The organism is Skermanella aerolata KACC 11604 (genome assembly GCF_000936425.1).
Classification (GTDB): domain Bacteria; phylum Pseudomonadota; class Alphaproteobacteria; order Azospirillales; family Azospirillaceae; genus Skermanella; species Skermanella aerolata.
The window spans coordinates 91,926-111,032 of sequence record NZ_AVFK01000005.1 but is presented as its reverse complement, the minus strand read 5'-3'; the positions used below and the strand labels follow the sequence as shown (position 1 = coordinate 111,032).

At 64.7% G+C, this 19,107-nt stretch carries 22 protein-coding genes; 15 read left to right on the top strand and 7 right to left on the bottom strand.

Annotation, left to right across the window (positions count from 1 at the left end; translation table 11 throughout):
• Window positions 1-12: 12 nt before the first annotated feature.
• On the bottom strand, window positions 13-816 hold the full coding sequence (locus N826_RS08615) for a DUF3750 domain-containing protein (protein ID WP_044427699.1): 804 nt from the start codon (window positions 814-816) through the stop codon (window positions 13-15).
• A 93-nt stretch (window positions 817-909) separates the two neighbouring features.
• Here N826_RS08615 and N826_RS08610 point away from each other — a divergent pair, with 93 nt between their 5' ends.
• The 9 genes from N826_RS08610 (at window position 910) to N826_RS08570 (ending at window position 10,755) form a co-directional block, all read left to right on the top strand.
• On the top strand, window positions 910-1,548 hold the full coding sequence (locus N826_RS08610; protein ID WP_044427696.1) for a LysE family translocator: 639 nt from the start codon (window positions 910-912) through the stop codon (window positions 1,546-1,548).
• Window positions 1,549-1,696: 148 nt separating this feature from the next.
• Window positions 1,697-2,947 carry a PQQ-dependent sugar dehydrogenase gene (locus tag N826_RS08605; RefSeq protein ID WP_044427693.1) on the top strand — a complete coding sequence of 417 codons (1,251 nt, stop codon included), beginning with the start codon at window positions 1,697-1,699 and terminating at the stop codon, window positions 2,945-2,947.
• 76 nt (window positions 2,948-3,023) lie between these two features.
• Window positions 3,024-3,335, top strand: coding sequence for a c-type cytochrome (locus N826_RS08600; protein WP_052830934.1), 312 nt, complete (start codon window positions 3,024-3,026; stop codon window positions 3,333-3,335).
• A 193-nt stretch (window positions 3,336-3,528) separates the two neighbouring features.
• A complete protein-coding gene (locus tag N826_RS08595; RefSeq protein ID WP_084720596.1) occupies window positions 3,529-4,695 on the top strand; it encodes an AbrB family transcriptional regulator in 1,167 nt (388 codons plus the stop codon).
• A gap of 109 nt (window positions 4,696-4,804) precedes the next feature.
• Entirely contained in the window at window positions 4,805-6,205 is a 1,401-nt protein-coding gene (locus N826_RS08590; protein WP_044427690.1) for an FAD-linked oxidase C-terminal domain-containing protein, read from the top strand.
• 109 nt (window positions 6,206-6,314) lie between these two features.
• The gene (locus N826_RS08585) at window positions 6,315-8,198 is read left to right on the top strand and encodes a potassium transporter Kup (RefSeq protein ID WP_084720595.1); all 1,884 of its coding nucleotides are present in this window, start codon (window positions 6,315-6,317) and stop codon (window positions 8,196-8,198) included.
• A gap of 136 nt (window positions 8,199-8,334) precedes the next feature.
• Window positions 8,335-9,735 carry a class II fumarate hydratase gene (gene fumC / locus N826_RS08580; RefSeq protein WP_044427687.1) on the top strand — a complete coding sequence of 467 codons (1,401 nt, stop codon included), beginning with the start codon at window positions 8,335-8,337 and terminating at the stop codon, window positions 9,733-9,735.
• Between the two features lie 58 nt (window positions 9,736-9,793).
• Window positions 9,794-10,042, top strand: coding sequence for a ribbon-helix-helix domain-containing protein (locus N826_RS08575; RefSeq protein WP_147040613.1), 249 nt, complete (start codon window positions 9,794-9,796; stop codon window positions 10,040-10,042).
• A complete protein-coding gene (locus N826_RS08570; RefSeq protein WP_244619571.1) occupies window positions 10,039-10,755 on the top strand; it encodes a DUF599 domain-containing protein in 717 nt (238 codons plus the stop codon). The genes N826_RS08575 and N826_RS08570 overlap by 4 nt, the downstream gene beginning before the upstream one ends.
• Before the next feature lie 100 nt (window positions 10,756-10,855).
• Here N826_RS08570 and N826_RS08565 read toward each other — a convergent pair whose 3' ends face one another.
• A complete protein-coding gene (locus N826_RS08565) occupies window positions 10,856-11,038 on the bottom strand; it encodes a DUF1192 domain-containing protein (RefSeq protein WP_044427681.1) in 183 nt (60 codons plus the stop codon).
• Window positions 11,039-11,203: 165 nt separating this feature from the next.
• Between N826_RS08565 and N826_RS08560 the strand changes: the two genes are divergently transcribed.
• The 3 genes from N826_RS08560 to N826_RS08550 all read left to right on the top strand — a co-directional run bounded on the left by N826_RS08560 (window position 11,204) and on the right by N826_RS08550 (window position 13,650).
• The gene (locus N826_RS08560) at window positions 11,204-12,211 is read left to right on the top strand and encodes an NAD(P)H-quinone oxidoreductase (RefSeq protein WP_147040615.1); all 1,008 of its coding nucleotides are present in this window, start codon (window positions 11,204-11,206) and stop codon (window positions 12,209-12,211) included.
• A 140-nt stretch (window positions 12,212-12,351) separates the two neighbouring features.
• A complete protein-coding gene (locus N826_RS08555; protein ID WP_044427680.1) occupies window positions 12,352-13,017 on the top strand; it encodes a DUF1013 domain-containing protein in 666 nt (221 codons plus the stop codon).
• Window positions 13,018-13,023: 6 nt separating this feature from the next.
• Entirely contained in the window at window positions 13,024-13,650 is a 627-nt protein-coding gene (locus N826_RS08550) for a UbiX family flavin prenyltransferase (protein WP_044427678.1), read from the top strand.
• Window positions 13,651-13,776: 126 nt separating this feature from the next.
• Here N826_RS08550 and N826_RS08545 read toward each other — a convergent pair whose 3' ends face one another.
• The 3 genes from N826_RS08545 to N826_RS08535 all read right to left on the bottom strand — a co-directional run bounded on the left by N826_RS08545 (window position 13,777) and on the right by N826_RS08535 (window position 15,823).
• A complete protein-coding gene (locus N826_RS08545; protein ID WP_044427676.1) occupies window positions 13,777-14,079 on the bottom strand; it encodes a hypothetical protein in 303 nt (100 codons plus the stop codon).
• Between the two features lie 104 nt (window positions 14,080-14,183).
• Window positions 14,184-14,696 (bottom strand): TIGR02444 family protein, encoded by a 513-nt coding sequence (locus tag N826_RS08540; RefSeq protein ID WP_044427675.1) that lies wholly within the window; start codon window positions 14,694-14,696, stop codon window positions 14,184-14,186.
• Between the two features lie 41 nt (window positions 14,697-14,737).
• Complete coding sequence (locus N826_RS08535) at window positions 14,738-15,823, bottom strand: ATP-dependent 6-phosphofructokinase (protein WP_044427674.1); 1,086 nt, start codon at window positions 15,821-15,823, stop codon at window positions 14,738-14,740.
• A gap of 173 nt (window positions 15,824-15,996) precedes the next feature.
• On the opposite strand from N826_RS08535, the gene N826_RS08530 reads away from it, so the two are divergent.
• The 3 genes from N826_RS08530 to N826_RS08520 all read left to right on the top strand — a co-directional run bounded on the left by N826_RS08530 (window position 15,997) and on the right by N826_RS08520 (window position 17,924).
• Window positions 15,997-16,197 carry a YdcH family protein gene (locus N826_RS08530; protein WP_044427672.1) on the top strand — a complete coding sequence of 67 codons (201 nt, stop codon included), beginning with the start codon at window positions 15,997-15,999 and terminating at the stop codon, window positions 16,195-16,197.
• 165 nt (window positions 16,198-16,362) lie between these two features.
• On the top strand, window positions 16,363-16,830 hold the full coding sequence (gene purE, locus N826_RS08525) for a 5-(carboxyamino)imidazole ribonucleotide mutase (protein WP_044427936.1): 468 nt from the start codon (window positions 16,363-16,365) through the stop codon (window positions 16,828-16,830).
• Window positions 16,827-17,924 (top strand): 5-(carboxyamino)imidazole ribonucleotide synthase, encoded by a 1,098-nt coding sequence (locus tag N826_RS08520; RefSeq protein WP_044427671.1) that lies wholly within the window; start codon window positions 16,827-16,829, stop codon window positions 17,922-17,924. The genes purE and N826_RS08520 overlap by 4 nt, the downstream gene beginning before the upstream one ends.
• A gap of 33 nt (window positions 17,925-17,957) precedes the next feature.
• Here N826_RS08520 and N826_RS08515 read toward each other — a convergent pair whose 3' ends face one another.
• Entirely contained in the window at window positions 17,958-18,767 is an 810-nt protein-coding gene (locus N826_RS08515) for a DUF2189 domain-containing protein (protein ID WP_084720594.1), read from the bottom strand.
• 120 nt (window positions 18,768-18,887) lie between these two features.
• On the bottom strand, window positions 18,888-19,070 hold the full coding sequence (locus tag N826_RS08510) for a DUF4169 family protein (RefSeq protein ID WP_044427670.1): 183 nt from the start codon (window positions 19,068-19,070) through the stop codon (window positions 18,888-18,890).
• Window positions 19,071-19,107 lie beyond the last annotated feature (37 nt).

Here is a 19,107-nt window from a genome sequence, read left to right as displayed (position 1 = left end):
TTCGCAACCGCATCAGCTCCCGCTGTTGGTCTCCCGTCCCCGCTCGATCAACTCGGCATCCACCTCCGGTCCCGGCCCCGGTCCCAAGCGCCCCAGTCCCGGCAGCTTGATGGCGAAGTCGAGCGGGTCGATGCCGACGGTCAGCCCCAGCACGTTGACCTCGACCCCTTCCTCGACGGCAACCAGCACGCCGAACAGGCCGAACAGCGAGAACTGCCAGCCGGTGCCGCTTGGGGCGGCCGCAAACAGGCTGCGGGGCGCCAGATAGTCCTTCCCCAACGCGGTCGGCGGCAGGTCCAGCTTCAATTCCGGGACCGCACGCGCGACGAAGGCGGCGAAAGTGTTGCTGTTGGGACCGGGCCAAATCCGGTAGGTGTGGTCGTAGGGATAAGCCTTCGCGGCGGCGTCCAGCTTGGCGATGGCCTTCTCTGCGGCTTCTCCGCGCAGCTGCGCCAGGATCGTCGGCTTCTGACCGAACCAGTAGCTGTCGGGCGTCCGCTGCGCGATGGAGACTGCGGACAGGCCGCGCATCGCCCGCCAGCCTATCTTTTCGTAGACGACGTAGCTGGTGGCTCCAGCCGGCTTCACGGCGAACCAGGGATGGATTCCGAATGCACCGCGCCACGAGAAGGCGCGGGCGGCGTAGACCTGGACGACCGCTTCGGGAGTCGTGGCGGGGTCGGGGGCTTGGTTGGAGGATTGCCGGCTGGCGGTGGACCAATGTCCCCCCAGCGTTACGGTCCCCATGGCCACCACCAGCATCGGGCCGGTCAGCAGGAACAGGAGAACCGCCATCGATACGAGCATGGCTTTCATGAGAGATAAGATAATCCGCTACTCTATGATATTCCAAGACGGCTCCCTCCCAAAATTGCTGCGGCGCACCGCTATTGCCCAGGAAATCGAACGATGCTGCCCGATCCGTCGACCCTCGCCCTCTTCATGGCCGCCGTCCTGGCGCTCAATCTGACGCCCGGACCCGACATGCTGTTCTGTTTCGCGGCCGGAGTGAACCGGGGCAGGGTGGCGGGTGCGGTCGCCGCCCTCGGTATCGGAGCTGGAACGCTGGTCCATACGGCCGCGGCTGCACTCGGGCTGGCGGGGCTGCTGCTCGCGTCGCCATTGGCCTTCGACATCGTGCGCTATGCCGGTGCGGCCTATCTGGTCTGGCTCGCCTGGAAAACCCTGCGGGCGCCGCCTCTCGGCGTTGCGGGAGCGGTGCCTGAGCGGCGCAGCCTTTGGCGCGTGTTCGTCCACGGCGCCGTCACCAATGTTCTCAATCCGAAGGTGGCGCTGTTCTTCCTGGCCTTCCTGCCGCAGTTCGTCGATCCAGCCGCCGGACCCGTAGCACTCCAGGTTTTTGTGCTGGGAATGCTCATCAACCTGTCCGGGACGCTGGTCAACCTTGCGGTCGGGGCGGGGGCTGGCGGACTCGGCTCCGTTCTGGCGCGGAACCCGGCGATTTCAGGTATTCAGCGCTATGTCACCGCGACGATCTTCGTCGGGCTGGCGGCCCGGCTGGCCATTGGCTCCGAGCGGCCTTCTTGAGCGGGAGATCCGTTATCCTTCCCAGTGGTGGTATTACCACTTGAGAGAATGCCTCTTTTGGTAATGACCGGCTATTCTTGAAAACTAGATCAAATACGCTTGTGGACTCACAAGAAGTTCCAAGTGAAACAATGGGGAGGAAACGATCATGCCTGGATTAAGGATTCTGGCCGGCTGCCTTCTGCTTGGGACATGTCTTTCGTCCGGCGCCGCTTTGGCGCAGGAAAACCTCAACCGCCTGCAGGATTTCCGCACGACCGGAACGGACCTGACGCTCAAGACCGTTCCCCAAGACCCGGCGAAACTGGCTCAGCTCACAAAGAACCTCGAAAAGATCAAGCTGCCGCCCGGCTTCAAGATCGAGGTCTACGCGATCGTTCCCGATGCGCGGCACATGGCCGTCGGCCGCAACGTCGGCGCCGTCTTCGTCGGCACCCGCAAGACCGACGTCTGGGCCGTCACCGACCGCGACAAGGACCGTCGCGCCGAGGAAGTCAAGCGCTTCGCGCCCAGCGTGAACTTCAAGATCCCCAACGGCATGTGCATGAGCCCCGACGGCATCCTGTACGTCGCGGAGCATAACCGCCTGCTGGCTTTCCCGGCCGTCGAGTTCTTCTACGAAGGCCCCGATGTCGCCGTCGCCGTCGTCAAGGAGCAGTTCATCCCCAAGGAGGAAGAACACTTCAACCATGGCGCCCGCGTCTGCACCATCGGTCCCGACAACAAGCTCTATCTGTCGATGGGGCAGCCCTACAATGTCTGGCCGCACGACAAGGGCCCCAAGATGGATCCCTATGGCAGCATCCAGCGCATGAACCGGGACGGCACGGCGCAGGAAACCTATGCCCGGGGCATCCGCAATTCGGTCGGCATCGCCTTCAACCCCGGTGACAAGACGCTATGGTTCACCGACAACCAGGTGGACGGCATGGGCGACGACATTCCGCCCGGCGAACTCAACCGCGTCAGCCAGCCTGGCCAGAATTACGGCCATCCCTGGTACGGCGGCGGCAAGGTCCGGACGGAGGACTGGTCGAAGGACGAGCCGCCTGCGGACGTGGTGATGCCGGAAGTCGAGATGGACGCCCACGCGGCCGATCTCGGCCTGACCTTCTACAACGGCAACATGTTCCCGGCCCAGTACAAGGGCGGCATCTTCAGCGCCCAGCACGGTTCCTGGAACCGGACGACGCCGATAGGGGCACGCATCATGTTCACCCGCGTCGGTCCGGACGGGAAGGCGGCGGGAACGGAAGTCTTCGCGTCCGGCTGGCTGGACGATAAGACCGGCGAGTATCTCGGGCGTCCGGTCGACGTCCAGCAGTATCTCGACGGTTCGCTCCTGGTATCGGACGATACGGCGGGCGCCATCTACCGCATCTCGTATCAGGGCCAATAAGCACTTGCGATGCCTGAGCTCCGGTGCCTGTGCAAGCAGGCACCGGAGTTTCCGGCTACTTCATTCCGGAGTCGTTATGAGTTTTCGTTTCACCGCCATGGCCACCATCGTCATGGCCTTTTTGCCGGTGTCCGCATTCGCCCAGTCCGCGGACGTTCCCAAGCTCGGTACCTGTATCACCTGTCACGGACGCGACGGCGTCGGCACCTCCCCGGTCTTCCCCAATCTCGCCGGCCAGAAGTCGCTCTACATGGTCCAGCAGCTGGAACAGTTCCGCAGCGGCGCCCGCAAGAGCGAGGTCATGAACGTGGTTGCCAAACCCCTGACCGATGCCGAGATCGAGGCGCTCGCCAACTACTACGAAGGCCTGAAGCCCAGCGGCCCGTGAAGCCGGGTATCGGGTCCACAAGCGCATCTGACCGCATGGCGGCAGGCTGACCGCCGTCGTTGACTTCGGTCAGGGCATCCTCGTATATCCGCGTAGCAAGGCTGCACTCCAATACAGCCTCCAGCTTTCCGCATCCAGGGATGCGCTGGTGCGATTTGCCCGAATACCCGCACGGCGCATGTGATTTGACTTAATGGCATCAGTTTCTCCGCCGCCAGAGCGGCCCTCCCGGCTCTACAAGGTGCTCGGGCGGCATTTCGGGTCGTTCGGATCGCGGGGGCGGGGCGTCCAGTGGGCGGCGATGCTCCTCCTGTCCGGCATCTTCGTGGCGGTTCTGGAAGCCGTCGGGCTGCCCGCGGCGCTCCTGCTCGGTCCCATGATCGCGGCGATCGTCGTTGCAGCCGGACAGGGAACGCTGCGCGTGCCGCACCTGCCTTTCTTCATGGCGCAGGCGGTCATCGGCTGCATGATCGCACGTTCCATCACGCCGGAAATCATCGGTACGATGGCCCAGGACTGGCCTTTGTTCGCGGGCGTGATCGTCTCCGTCATCGCGTCGAGCGCCCTGATCGGGCTGCTGCTGACGCGCTGGCGCGTTCTGCCCGGAACGACGGCGGTCTGGGGTTCCTGTCCGGGAGCGGCATCCGCCATGACGCTCATGGCCGAAGCTTTCGGGGCCGATGTCCGCCTCGTCGCCTTCATGCAGTATCTGCGCGTCGTGCTCGTGACGGTGGTGGCAAGCATCGTAGCAAGGATCTGGGTGACGCCGGCGCCCGGTCACGCCGCCGCTACCGACTGGCTCGGCGCTGTCCAATGGCTGCCCTTCGCCGAAACGATGGCGCTTGCCGCAGCCGGCGCGTTCATCGCTCCGCTTCTGCGGGTTCCGGCGGGACCGATGCTGGTGCCGATGGTCGCCGGTGCCTTGCTTCACGGTTCCGGGACCATGACGATCGAGCTGCCGCCCCTGCTGCTGGCGGCGAGCTACGCGGTGGTCGGCTGGAGCATCGGCGTTCGCTTCACCCGTCCCATCCTCGTCCACGCCTTGCGGGCGCTGCCCCGAGTGACCGCCTCGATCCTCGCCCTGATCGCGATCTGCGGCGGTTTCGCCTGGGTGCTGACCTGGACGGCAGGCATCGATCCGCTGACGGCCTATCTCGCCACTAGCCCCGGAGGAGCCGACTCCGTCGCGATCATCGCGGCATCCTCCAACGTCGATGTTCCGTTCGTGATGGCGCTCCAGACCATGCGCTTTCTCGTCGTCCTGTTTGTCGGCCCCAGCCTGTCCCGCTTCATCGCTCGAAGGACCGGGGCCACGGACTTCGGCCCGTTGGATGACCGGCACTCGAACCGCCAACCCTGAGGCTTCCGAAAAAGCATATCACTTCGAACCATTTCGTCGCGCTCGCCGGATGGTGCTGGACCGATCCGGCTGCTAGGCTGCGGCAAAATGACAGCCCGAGGAAATCGCCATGACCGCCGAAGCCGTTCTCGCCCGTGCGCCCGCCGACGCCGCCCTGATCGCCGAACTGCGCTCTCTGCTTGGCGAGCGACTGAGTACCGCGGCGGCGGTGCGCGAGCATCATGGCAAGGATGAATCCTATCATCCGGTCGATCCGCCCGACGCCGTGGCGTTCGTCCAAAGCACCGAGGAAGTCGCGGCGGTGGTTGCCGCCTGTGCCCGCCACGATACGCCGGTAATTCCTTTCGGTACCGGAACGTCATTGGAAGGTGGTGTCGCGGCATTGCGCGGCGGTGTCTGCATCGACATGTCCGGCATGAACGCGATCCTGCGGGTAAGCCCGGAAGACCTCGACGTCACCGTCCAGGCGGGTGTCACCCGCAAGCGTCTGAACGAGCACCTGCGCGATACCGGCCTGTTCTTCCCGATCGATCCCGGCGCCGACGCCTCTATCGGCGGCATGACCTCGACCCGCGCCAGCGGCACCAACGCCGTACGCTACGGCACCATGCGGGAAAACGTGCTGGGGCTGACGGTGGTGCTGGCCGACGGCCGTATCATAAAGACGGGCGGCCGGGCGCGGAAGTCCGCCGCGGGTTACGACCTGACCCGGCTGTTCGTCGGGGCCGAGGGTACGCTGGGCGTCATCACCGAGATCACCCTGCGGCTCTATGGCATTCCCGAAGCCATATCGTCCGCCGTCTGTCCGTTCCCGACCATCAAGGATGCGGTCGATACCGTCATCACGGTGATCCAGTCCGGCATCCCGGTCGCCCGGATCGAATTGCTGGACGAGGTCCAGATGAGCGCCGTTGTAGCGTACAGCAAGCTCGACTATGCCGTGATGCCGACGCTGTTCTTCGAGTTCCACGGCACGCCCGCCGGCGTCAAGGAGCAGGCCGAAATGGCCTCGGCCATCGCCGCCGAGTACGGCGGCGTGAGTTTCCAATGGGCCGAGAAGCCGGAGGACCGCTCCCGCCTGTGGCAGGCCCGGCACGATGCATACTATGCGGCGCTTGCGCTGCGTCCCGGATCGCGTGGCTGGGCGACGGACGTCTGCGTTCCCATCTCCAGGCTTGCGGAATGCATCGTGGAGACCAAGGCCGATCTGGCGCAGTCAAGCCTGATGGCGCCGCTGGTAGGCCACGTCGGCGATGGCAACTTCCATCTCGTCTACCTGATCGATCCGGCCAAGCCGGACGAAATGGCCGAGGCTACCCGCTTGAACGAGCGGATGGTGATGCGGGCGCTGGCGATGGGCGGCACCTGCACGGGCGAACACGGCGTTGGCTACGGAAAGATGCATTTCCTGCCGACCGAGCATGGAGAGGGTGTCAGCGTCATGCGCACGATCAAGCAGTCGCTCGATCCCCGCAACATCATGAATCCGGGCAAGGTGATCGCCGTCTGACCGCCGTTCACCACCCTTCCGGTCAAGCAACGGATTTCATCCGCTTGACTTTAGGTCAAAAGCCATATTGAACAATTCAACGTCCGACACCAACGCGGAAAAAGCTCGCTTGTCCTCTGCCCAGACGCCCCGACGGACGCCCGTGCTCGCGTTGTTCATCACTGCAATCGGCGTGGTGTTCGGCGATATCGGAACAAGCCCGCTCTATACGATCAAGGAGACGTTCGGCGGCCATCATCCGCTGCCGATCGACCGGCTGCACGTCATGGGCGTGCTGTCCCTGATCTTCTGGGCGCTGACCCTGATCGTCGCGATCAAATACGTGATCGTCATCATGCGCGCCGACAACAACGGCGAAGGCGGCAGCCTGGCCCTGCTGGCTCTGCTCAGCCGGGCGGAAGAACCGAACTCGCGGCGGGCGCTGATCGTCGGCTCGCTGGGCCTTGCCGCGGCGGCGCTGTTCTATGGCGACAGCGTGATCACGCCGGCCATTTCGGTCCTGTCGGCGGTCGAGGGGCTTCAGGTGGCGGCGCCGGAGTTCGGATACGTGGTGATCCCGCTGACCATCGCGATCCTGGTGCTGCTGTTCACTCTTCAGCGGTCCGGTACGGCCCTGGTCGGCGCGCTGTTCGGACCGGTGATGATCCTGTGGTTCGTCGTGCTCGCGGTCCTCGGCGTCCAGCACATCGTCAAGGACCCGACGATCCTCTGGGCGCTCAGTCCTCATTACGCCGTGATGTTCTTCATGAAGGAGGGCGGCAACGGCATGCTGGCGCTGGGCGCCGTCGTCCTGGCCGTCACGGGGGCCGAGGCGCTCTATGCCGACATGGGTCATTTCGGTCGCGTACCGATCCGGGTCGCGTGGTACCTGCTGGTCTGGCCGGCCCTGCTGCTGAACTATTTCGGGCAGGGCGCCATGCTTCTGGCGGCACCCGACACGCTCGACAATCCGCTGATCCGCATGGCGCCGCAATGGCTGGCGCTGCCGCTGGTCTTCCTGGCCATGGCCGCCGCGATCATCGCGTCGCAAGCGGTCATTTCCGGCGCCTTCTCGATCACGCAACAGGCGATTCAGCTCGGCTACCTGCCGCGCATGCACATCCAGCACACGTCCGACCGGGAAATGGGGCAGATATACATCCCCTTCGTCAACTGGACGCTCATGGTGTCGGTGGTCGTGCTGGTCCTGCTGTTCGGCTCGAGCAGCAATCTGGCGGCGGCCTATGGGATCGCGGTCACCGGGACCATGCTGATCACCGCCATTCTCGCCGGCATGGTGATGGGCCGGCTGTGGGGCTGGCGGCGGGGCTGGGTCCGGCTGCTGACCGGGACTTTCCTGCTGGTGGACGGCGCCTTCTTCCTGGCGAACGCGGTCAAGATCCCTTACGGCGGCTGGCTGCCACTGGTGATGGGGGCAGCGATCTTCATCGTCCTGACGACCTGGAAACGCGGACGCACCCGCCTGCGCGACGCGATGGAGCACGATTCCATTCCGATCGAACTCGTGCTGGACAGCGCCGAGAACCTGCCGCGCGCCAGGGGCACGGCGGTCTACCTCTCGGGAAACTCGCTGGGCACGCCGGTAGCCTTGCTGCACAACTTGAAGCACAACCAGATCCTTCACGAGCGCGTCGTGCTGCTGACCGTCATCGTCGAGAACGTGCCCTTCGTCCGGAAGGACGCGCGGATCGAGTCGAAAATGATCCGCGACAACGTCCATCGCGTCGTCCTGCACTACGGCTTCATGCAGACGCCGGACATACCGACGGCTCTCGCCAATGCGAAGGAGTCCGACTTGGGCTTCTTCTACGAACCCATGCGGCTGTCCTATTTCGTGACCCGGATGATAGCGCGGCCCAGCGGCCGGTCGGGCATGCCGCACTGGCGGGAGACCATCTTCGCCTGGATGGTCACCAATGCCGCCACCTCCACCGATTTCTTCAACCTGCCCATGAACCGGGTGGTCGAACTCGGCGCGAATGTCGAAATCTGAATAAAGCCCGAAATAGCCGCCAAAGGTGCGGCATTTGGCGACGCGCGCGGGCGCAATCCGCCAGACCGCTTGTTCCGGCGCGGGGCTGTGGTAAAACCCCCGGCAATCGAAGACATCAGTCCGGGGGAACTTGTCCATGGCCGATACGCCAGCCTTTCGCACAGAGACCGACAGCTTCGGTCCGATCGAGGTACCTGCCGACCGGTACTGGGGCGCTCAGACCCAGCGTTCGCTCCAGAACTTCAAGATCGGCGGAGAGCGCATGCCGGCCCCGCTGGTCCGCGCCCTCGGTATCCAGAAGAAGGCCTCCGCCAAGGCCAATGTCGAGTTGGGCGCCATCGACGCCAAGATCGGTCAGGCGATCGTGGACGCCGCCGAGGAAGTGATCGACGGCACCCTGATCGACCATTTCCCGCTGGTGGTCTGGCAGACCGGTTCCGGCACCCAGACCAACATGAACGCGAACGAGGTCATCTCGAACCGCGCGATCGAGCTGCTGGGCGGGGAGAAGGGCTCCAAGAAGCCGGTCCACCCCAACGACCACGTCAACAACGGCCAGTCCTCCAACGACAGCTTCCCGACCGCGATGCACATCGCGGCGGTCGAGCAGGTCCACCACGAGCTGGTCCCGGCGCTGGAGCACCTGCACGCCGCCTTGGACGCCAAGGCCAAGGAATTCGCCGACGTCGTCAAGATCGGCCGCACCCATCTCCAGGATGCGACGCCGCTGACCATCGGCCAGGAGTTCTCCGGCTACGTCACCCAGGTCGCCTATGGCATCGAGCGCGTCAAGGCGACGCTGCCGCGCCTGCTCCAGCTCGCCCAGGGCGGCACGGCTGTCGGCACCGGCCTCAACGCCAAGGCCGGCTTCGCCGAGCTGTTCGCCAAGAACGTCGAGGAGATCACCGGTCTTCCCTTCGTCACCGCCCCGAACAAGTTCGAGGCGCTGGCCGCCCATGACGCGCTGGTCGAAGGCTCGGGCGCCCTGAACACCGTTGCCACCTCGCTGTTCAAGATCGCCAACGACATCCGTCTGCTGGGCTCCGGCCCGCGCTGCGGCATCGGCGAGCTGAGCCTGCCGGAGAACGAGCCCGGCTCCTCGATCATGCCGGGCAAGGTCAACCCGACCCAGTCGGAAGCCATGACGATGGTCTGCGCCCAGGTGTTCGGCAACCATACCGCCGTCACCTTCGCCGGCGCCAACGGCCATTTCGAGCTGAACGTTTTCAAGCCGGTCATCATCTACAACTTCCTGCAATCGGTCCGGCTGCTCGCCGACGCCGCCCGCAGCTTCACCGACAACTGCGTCGTCGGGATCGAGGTCAACACCGACCGCGTCAACAAGCTGCTGAACGAGTCGCTGATGCTGGTGACGGCGCTGAATCCGCATATCGGGTACGACAACGCCGCCAAGATCGCCAAGAAGGCCCACAAGGAAGGCACCACGCTCCTCGAAGCGGGCGTCGCCCTCGGCCTGCTGACGCCGGAGCAGTTCAGCCAGTGGGTCCGCCCGCTGGACATGATCGGCCCGCGCTGACGCTGAACCGCCCATTCCGGTCCCCATGCGCAGGGGGGCCGGAATGACGGAAGGCTTCATGGACAGCTCCATCCGGAAACGCTCCGTCACGATCGCCGGCCACTCGACCAGCGTCTCGCTCGAGGCGGCCTTCTGGGATGCCCTGAAACACATCGCCACCGCGCGGGACGTCTCGATCAACGCCCTGATCGAATCGATCGACGAGGGGCGCTCCGGCAACCTGTCGAGCGCGATCCGCGTCTTCGTTCTAGCCGAAGTCGCGAAACCCGGAGTCCCCGACGGTGCAGGGAGTTCCGAAGGGGAATGATGCCGCCCGACTTCTCGCCGGCCGATCTGGCCGCCATCACTCTGTTCCTGACGGCATGGTGCGGCTACACGCTGATCATGGACCACCTCGCCTGGGGATTATGGGGCGTCAACCAGCATCTCAAGCTGCTCCGCGACGAATGGATGAAGCGGATGCTGGACCGGGAAAACCGGATCATGGATACCGCCCTGGTCGGGCATACGATCCATTCCGTGACCTTCTTCGCGTCCACCTCCATGCTGGTGCTGGCGGGTCTTGTCGGTCTGCTCGGCTCGGTCGATGCCGCCCATGGCATGCTAAGCCAGTTCAGCTTCGCCAGCCCTGTTTCCCGCGAGTTCTTCGAGCTGAAGATCCTGCTGCTGTTCGGAATCTTCATCTTCGGCTTCATGAAGTTTACCTGGGCGATCCGCCAGTACAACTACTGCTGCGCCATGATGGGCAGCGCACCGATGCCGCCGCTCGACCCGGCCGACCGCGATGCCTACGCGGAGGAAGTCGGCGACATCCTCAGCCTGGCCGGAGCCAGCTTCAACGGCGGCTTGCGCGCCTACTACTTCGCGCTGGCGGCCCTGGCGTGGTTCATCGGTCCCTATGTGTTCAGTTTCGCGACGCTGTGGGTGGTCATGATCCTGATCCGCCGCCAGTTCGTCTCCCGCACCTTCCGCGCGATGCACCGTCACGCGGAGAAGCTGCAAGAGCGGCAGAAAAGCTAAGCCAACCGGATCGCTTTCATAAACACGTCGACATCCCGCCGCACCCTTCTTGTACGGCGAGCCGATTAAGTGGAGGAGCCGGTCCGAGGAATCCTCGCAGCTACTTCTTGAAAAAAGCCTCGGCCCCGCTGCGATGGGCCTGCTTGGCGGCGATCGCCGCTTCGGTGCGCTCGATCTCGGTGCGGAGCGTCGCGATGTAATCGCGCAGTTCGTCGATCGACAGCACAGTGAGGTCCTTCTTGGGCGCCGGCTTCTTGGTCGGCTCCAGTTCTTCGAGGTTCATGGTCGGTCCTCTCCCCCTTCGAAACCAATCTGCTTAAAACCGATTCACGGCCTCCGCGATGTGAAAACAAGCGCTTCGATCATGCTGACTGCTTGTAACCACTCTCGCCTGAGGGTACATGTGCCATCTATCCCGCAATTGTTTGAAGCGTACAAGAGGAAGCCCATGGCCTCCGGCCTGCCGCACAGCATGACCGCCATCGAGATCACCGCACCCGGCGGCCCCGATGTCCTTAAACCGACGACGCGACCGGTTCCCCAGCCCGGCCCTGGCGAGGTGCTGATCCGCGTCAAAGCCGCCGGCATCAACCGTCCCGATGTCCTTCAGCGTGCCGGAGCCTATCCGCCGCCTCCCGGAGCCTCCGACCTGCCGGGCCTGGAAGTGGCGGGCGAGATCGCGGCGCTCGGTCCCGACGTCACCGGGTTGAGCGTCGGCGATCAGGTCTGCGCCCTGACTCCCGGCGGCGGCTATGCCGAGTACGTCGTGACCCCCGCTCCCCAGGTTCTGCCCGTGCCCAAGGGCTTCAGCCTCGTGGAAGCGGCGGCCGTGCCGGAAACCTACTTCACCGTCTGGTCCAACGTGTTCGACCGCGGCCGTCTGGCGGAGGGCGAAACCCTGCTGGTCCACGGCGGCTCCAGCGGTATCGGCACCACGGCCATCCAGCTCGCCAAGGCGTTCGGCTCCCGCGTCTTCACGACGGCGGGCAGTGCCGACAAGTGCGAGGCCTGCGAGCGGCTGGGGGCAGATCGCGCCATCAACTACAAGACCGAGGACTACGGCGCCGTCATCAAGGAACTGACCGGCAAAAAGGGCGTCGACGTGGTTCTCGACATGGTCGGCGGCGACTATGTCCAGCGCGACATCGACATCATGGCGCCCGACGGCCGCCGCGTCAGCATCGCCTTCCTGGGCGGGCCGAAGGTCACGCTCAACCTCACCAAGGTCATGGTCAACCGGTTGACGCTGACCGGCTCCACGCTGCGTCCCCGTCCGGTCGCCTACAAGGGCCAGATCGCCCAGGCGCTCCGCGAGCGGGTCTGGCCATTGCTGGAAACCGGCAAGGTCAAGCCGCTGATCTTCAAGACATTCCCCCTCGCCGAAGCCGCTGCCGCCCATGCCCTGATGGAGACCAGCAGCCACATCGGCAAGATCGTTCTCACCCTGGATTCCTGAACGGCGGCCAATCGGCTATCCGCTCACTATCCGGATCGCTAGCAAACACACCTCCTCGCCGGCGCGGGCAAGTCCCATATATCTTTTTACAAAGGCCGAACCCGCGCCAAGGCGAGGCCGCCAGATTTTCCGGAGGACCGATGCCCCTGCCATTGATGCCGAAAGCGACCGCCGTCTGGCTGGTCGAAAACACCGCCCTCACCTTCGAACAGATCGCGGCCTTCTGCGGCCTGCACTCGCTGGAGATCAAGGCGATAGCCGACGGCGAAGTGGCGGTCGGCATGGTCGGCCTCGACCCGATCGCCAATGGCCAGCTTTCCAAGGAAGAGATCGAGCGCGCCGAGAAGGACGAGAACGTCCGGCTGCGCCTGCTGGTCCAGGACCTTCCCCAGCCGGTCGCCCGCTCCAAGGGGCCGCGCTACACGCCGGTCACCAAGCGCGGCGACAAGCCCGACGCCATCGCCTGGGTGGTCAAGCAGTTCCCCGACCTGTCGGATGCCCAGATCAGCAAGCTGATCGGCACCACCAAGCCGACCATCGCGGCGATCCGCGACCGGACCCATTGGAATACGCCGAACATCAAGCCGCGCAGCCCGGTCCTGCTCGGTCTCTGCACCCAGCGCGAGCTTGAAGAGGCTCTGGCCACCATCCGCCGTCCTCCCGGTGCGCCGCCCATCACCGCAGCGGATGCGCAGGAACACGATGACGAGGAAGATTCCGAAGTCCGGCCCGTGTTCGGCGACGACAACGACCATGGCAAGTATGGCCGCGGCCACGACACCGAACTGGACGAGACGGTAGACTGATCCATCATGGATGAAGCCCCCGCCGGGCGGCCGCCCCGCCTCATCGTCGGCATCAGCGGCGCGTCCGGCGTGGTCTACGGTATCCGTATGCTGGAGGCTTTGAAGCGGCTGGGTGTCGAATCCCATCTGGTGATGAGCCGGTCGGCCGAAGTGACCCTTGCCTGCGAAACCGACCTCAAGGTCGCTCAGGTCCGCGAACTGGCGACCGTCGCCTATCCGATCCAGGACATCGGCGCCGCCATTTCAAGCGGCAGTTTCCGCACGCTGGGCATGGTGGTGGCGCCGTGTTCCATCCGCACCATGAGCGAGATCGCCACGGGCGTCACATCGACCCTGCTGACCCGCGCCGCCGACGTCGTTCTGAAGGAGCGCCGCCGCCTCGTGCTGATGGTGCGGGAAACGCCGCTGCATTTGGGGCATCTGCGGACCATGACGGCGCTGGCCGAAATGGGCGCCGTCATCGCTCCGCCGGTACCGGCTCTCTATGCACGCCCGGAGTCGGTCGATGACCTGATCGACCATACCGTCGGCCGTGTCCTCGACATGTTCGATCTGGACGCCGGCCTCGTGCGCCGCTGGGGAGAACCCGTGGAAGAGGGTGGAACGGCACGCCGTCGCCCGGCTCCGCTTTAACAACGGCGGCTTCTTCCATCCTCGGTGTCATACCAGGGGACGAAGAAGTTGACCTGTGTGGACAGTGTTTGTTGGGCCGTGGCCCAACACTTGCCGACCGCCGGTCAAACTCTTCGGCTCCTGATGTCAGACCGCCCGGCCAGCGTGGTACAGGGCAGCCCTCGCCATCTCCTTCGGTGCCGGGCAGAACTCTCCATCGATTTGAAAGCTGTGTATCCACTCCGCCAGATGTTCGATGGCATCCCTCGGCGGTATGCGCATCAGGTGGCTGGCGGTCTCGACGGGATCGACGTGGCAATGCAGGAACAGGGTGCTGACTGTCACCGTGGCACCCGTCTCCTCGAAACCCAGTTCGAACTTCAGCAACCGGCGGGCGCGTTCCTCCACGGTAGGCGAGCATCCTTTCAGGGTGAACAGCAACTCCTTCATCGCGCCCAAGCCTCCAACCGGATTCCGTATTTCCATAATCAAGGATAGGTCCCGGTTGCCCGATACCCATACGGAAACTGCTGGCTTGTTCGAAAGTTCGATGATTAAGGCGAAAGGGCCGCGTTCGCGATCATCCGCAACGAGTCGGAGCTTTCGGTATCCCCGGCCAGCGGCGCCGCCAGTTCCAGATTTGCCAGTGCCGGATTTGCCGCTGCTGCGATGAACCCGGCGTCGCTTTGCCGGTCGGGCAGGAGACCGGCCAAGGTTTCAAGTTCGATTCGCTCCGCGTCGATTTCTATCGCCTGGAGCCGGGCGCGGAGCTTTCCGGTCGCCGTATCGGGTGCTGGGCGTGGACCATGCTTGAGCCGGCGCCGGATCGTCCGCAACGGCTCCACGATCTCGCCATGCCACGCGCCGACGGTTTCGGCAGCGACGGTCATCTCCTCCACTTCTAATGCGACGCCCCGTTCCGCGCCGGCCCAAGCGGCGAACAGCAGCAGGGTGACGTTGCAGCCGTACCGGTCCTGAAGCAGAAGACAGGCGTCGGAGACGCCCGGCTTCTGGTAGACCTCCAGGGCGAACCGCCAGAGAGCGTCGCCCTTATCCATACCCGACATGGAACGCTCCCTCGGCGGCTCGGTTCGATCGGATCGCGCGCTCAATCGCCCAGGCAGATGCCAAGGCCGCGCGCCGTCTTGACCAGGGCGCTGTCCAGCTCGACCGCCTGATAGCGGGCGATCGCGTCCTCGATCGAGACGTCGATCACCTGCCGGTTCGACCAGGCGACCATGCGGTCGAACTTTCCCTCCGCGATCAGGTCTACGGCATGGACGCCGAAGGCGGAGGCGATCAGCCGGTCGCGCGGGCTCGGCATGCTGCCGCGCTGGACGTGTCCCAGCACGGTGACCCGAGTCTCGGCGCCCGTAGCGGCGGCGATCTGCTCGCCGATATAGTTGCCGATGCCGCCGAACCGCTTCTGTCCGTCCAGATATTCTTTCTGGACTTCCTTGCCCTCCGACGTCTTGACCGCTTCGGACACGACCACCAGGGCGAAGTTGCGGCCCTGCCGGCGAACCTGATGGATCTTCTCGGCGATGCTGTCGATGCTGAAGGGGATCTCCGGGATCAGGATCACGTCGGCGCCTCCCGCAATCCCTGCCGCCAGCGCTATGTGCCCGGCATCCCGGCCCATGACTTCGAGCACCATGACGCGGGCATGACTGGCCGCCGTCGGTTGCAGACGGTCCAGCGCCTCGGTCGCGACGCCGACGGCGGTATCGAACCCGATCGACGCTTCCGTCAAGCCAAGGTCGTTGTCGATCGTCTTGGGCACGCCCACAAGGTTCATGCCGCATTGCTGCGCCAGTTTGCGCAGGATCGCGAAGCTGCCGTCGCCGCCGATGCCGATCAGGGCGTCCAGGCCCAGTTCCCGATAGCCGCCGGCTATTTCCGCGCTGCGGTCCTTGACCGTGCCGTCGGACATCGGGAAGGAGAAGGGATCGCCTTTGTTGGTGGTGCCCAGGATCGTACCGCCCTGGCGCATCATGGTGCTGCCGACCATGTCGAGGCTGAGCACCTCGTACTGGACCGGCCGCGACAGAAGGCCCATCGTACCTTCCTTGATGCCGATCACCTGCCAGCCGTATGTTAGCGTGGCGCGATGCACCACCGCCCGGATTACGGCATTGAGCCCGGCGCAATCGCCGCCGCTGGTCAGGATGCCGATGCGCTTTTCACCGCTCATGTCCGCTCGTCTTTCGCTATGTCCGCTGTCCGGTGCCTGATGGCAGTGTTACCAAACCACGTCTTTGCCGCAACCATGCATGCAAAGCTCAACCGCGAGACAGAATTCTGTTATAACCCGGCGCACGATGCCGGCCCCGGCTGAACCGAATTTGCGTAAAGTGCGTCCTACCGATGAATGAACAGGAAATTTTGCAGCAGAAGCTGGCGTCGTTGCGTATCGAGCACCGCGACCTCGACGATGTCATCGCCCGTATCGGCGAACAGGCTCCCTACGATCAGCTTCAGCTTCAGCGGCTGAAGAAACGGAAGCTTGCGTTGAAGGACCAGATCACCCGGCTGGAAAGCCGGCTGCTGCCTGACATCATCGCATGACGGGGATCGCATGACGGCGACCGCCTGATCGCGTGCTTGCCCACCGGTGCTCCGATCCTATAATCGTCGTTTTTCCCCATCCAGCATATCGGGCCGCGACACGTGACCAGCGCCAATACTTCCCCAAACGCCGACTCCGGACGGAAGCCGCTGGTCGGCATCATCATGGGCAGTCAATCCGACTGGCCGACCATGAAGCACGGTGCCGATGTGCTGGAAGCCCTTGGCGTCCCGTTCGAGGTCCGCATCGTCTCGGCCCACCGGACGCCACAGCGCCTGTATGACTTCGCGTCGGGCGCCAGGGAGCGCGGGCTGAAGGTCGTCATCGCGGGAGCCGGCGGTGCCGCCCACCTGCCGGGCATGGCGGCGGCGATGACGCCGCTGCCGGTGTTCGGAGTCCCGATCGAAAGCCACTCCCTCAAGGGGATGGACAGCTTGCTGTCGATCGTCCAGATGCCCGGAGGCATCCCGGTCGGTACGCTCGCCATCGGCAAGCCCGGCGCCATCAACGCGGCGCTCCTCGCCGCGGCCGTGCTCGCGCTCAACGATCCGGCGATCGCCCGGGCGCTCGACGATTGGCGGTCGCGCCAATCCGCGGCCGTCGCTGACGCTCCGGTGGAGATCGCGCCATGACCGGCGAGACCATCCGCACCGTAGCGCCCGGCGGCACCATCGGCATGCTCGGCGGCGGCCAACTCGGCCGTATGACGGCGCTTGCCGCCGCCCAGCTCGGCTACAAGACCCATGTCTTCTCGCCGGATGCCGACAGTCCCTGCGCCCAGGTATCGGCCGCCGAAACCGTTGCGCTCTACAGCGACCACGAAGCGCTGGCGAAGTTCGCCCGTTCGGTCGATGTCGTGACGCTGGAGTGGGAGAACATCCCGGTCCAGACGCTGGCCTTCCTCGCCAAGTTCGTGCCCGTGCACCCCGGTCCCGGCGTACTCGCCATCGCCCAGGACAGATTGCTGGAAAAGGATTTCGTCAACCGCCTCGGCATCGCCACGGCGCCCTGGGAACCCGCCCGCTGCCCTGGTCAGGCGGCGACGGCCTATCAGACCATCGGCACGCCCTGCGTCATGAAATCGGCCCGCATGGGCTATGACGGCAAGGGCCAGATCAAGCTGACCGGCGACACGGCGCCGGTGGACGCCTGGAAGTCGATCGGCGGCGTCGATGCCATCGTTGAAGGCTTCGTCGATTTCGCGCTGGAAGTCTCGGTCATCGTGGCGCGCGGTCAGGACGGCGAGATGGTGGCCTATCCCGCCGTCGAGAACCGCCATGCCAACCACATTCTGGACGAAACGATAGCTCCCGCCGCGATAGCGCCCGAAACGGCGGCGGAGGCGGAACGGGTGGCCCTGCGGATCGCGGATGCGCTGCGGTTCGTCGGCGTTCTGGCGGTGGAAATGTTCGTCACCCGGAACGGCGGCGTGCTGGTCAACGAACTGGCGCCCCGGCCGCATAATTCCGGCCACTGGACCATGGACGCCTGCGCCTCCAGCCAGTTCGAACAACTCGTCCGGGCCGTCTGCGGCCTGCCGCTCGGCTCGGTCGAACGAGTCGCCGACGCCGTGATGAAGAACCTGATCGGCGACGACGTGGAAAGCTGGCCGGACCTGCTGGCGGAACCCGGCGCCCGCCTGCACCTGTATGGAAAAGCGGAGGCGCGTCCCGGCCGCAAGATGGGCCATGTGACGCGCCTCAAACCCCTGGCGCGGGCGCCCTGACGGCGCCCGCTTCCGTCCAGCCTGGACTTCGCCTCACTCGTTGGAGACGATCTCCTTATAGGCGTACCAGCTGGCATACCCGATAAGCGGCAGGGCCAAGGCCAAGCCGATGAAGGCGGTCGCCAGACCGGCTGCCGTGAACAGGACGATCAGTCCGGCCCAGCCCAGCATGGTCTGCCAGTTTTCCATCACGCCCCGGACGCTGGTGGCGACGGCGGTGAAGAGATCGGTGTCGCGGTCGAGCAGCATCGGGATCGACAGCGCCGTGACGGCGAAGACCACGGTGGCGATCACGGCGCCGATGGCCGAGCCGACCACCAGGAAGATCAGTCCCTGTTCGGTGAAGAACACGGTGTTGACGAAGCCTTCCAGGGTCGGCGGCTGATAGCTGAAGAACAGGGCGAACACCAGCAGCGCCACCCGCACCCAGAACAGCAGCATCAGCATCAGCACCAGGCCGATGGCGGAGATCTGGCCGGCATTGCGGCTGAAGGCGCCGAAGGCGTCGCTCAAACGAGCTTCCCGGCCCAGGCTGTGGAGCCGGCTGACTTCGTAGAGGCCGACCGCGACGATCGGCCCCATCAGCATGAAACCGGCCACCAGCGGCAGCACGAGGTAGAAAAGGCCGATCGAGGAAAGGCCGAGCACCAGCATGTAGCTGACGGCGACCAGGGCTAGGCCGTAGCTGAGGCTGACGACCGGAGCGCGGCTGAAATCGTTCCAGCCTTCGGACAGCCATACCCATGGGCGGTCCAATCCGACGCGGCGGATGTGCGGGATGGCGAAGACTTTGGTTACCGAGGTATGGTCTGGATCGGTGTCTCGATGGTTCGCGTAAGTCATCGGTGTCTCCCCCGGATGCCGGCATGCGGCGATTATATGCGACAATGTAGCGCATTCGAGCAAATGGGGAACACGAATCTTTGTGGTCACTTGAGATTTATCGTTCAAGCCTGTCGTTAACTAGACAGGATCGTCTATTTTCTTGCCATCGATTTCCTTGGCGATCCTGGCCGCCTCGTCCTTCTCGCGGGCTCGCTGGTCCTTGGTGCGGCCGTATCGTGTCCTGTTCGCGGCGGCCTGCGCCTCGCGCGCCGCTTTTTCCTTCGCCTTGCGGAAGCGGTTCAGGTTAACGACGTCTCCCATGGCATGGTCCCGCTCTGTTGGTTGCGTTCGCCTTAAA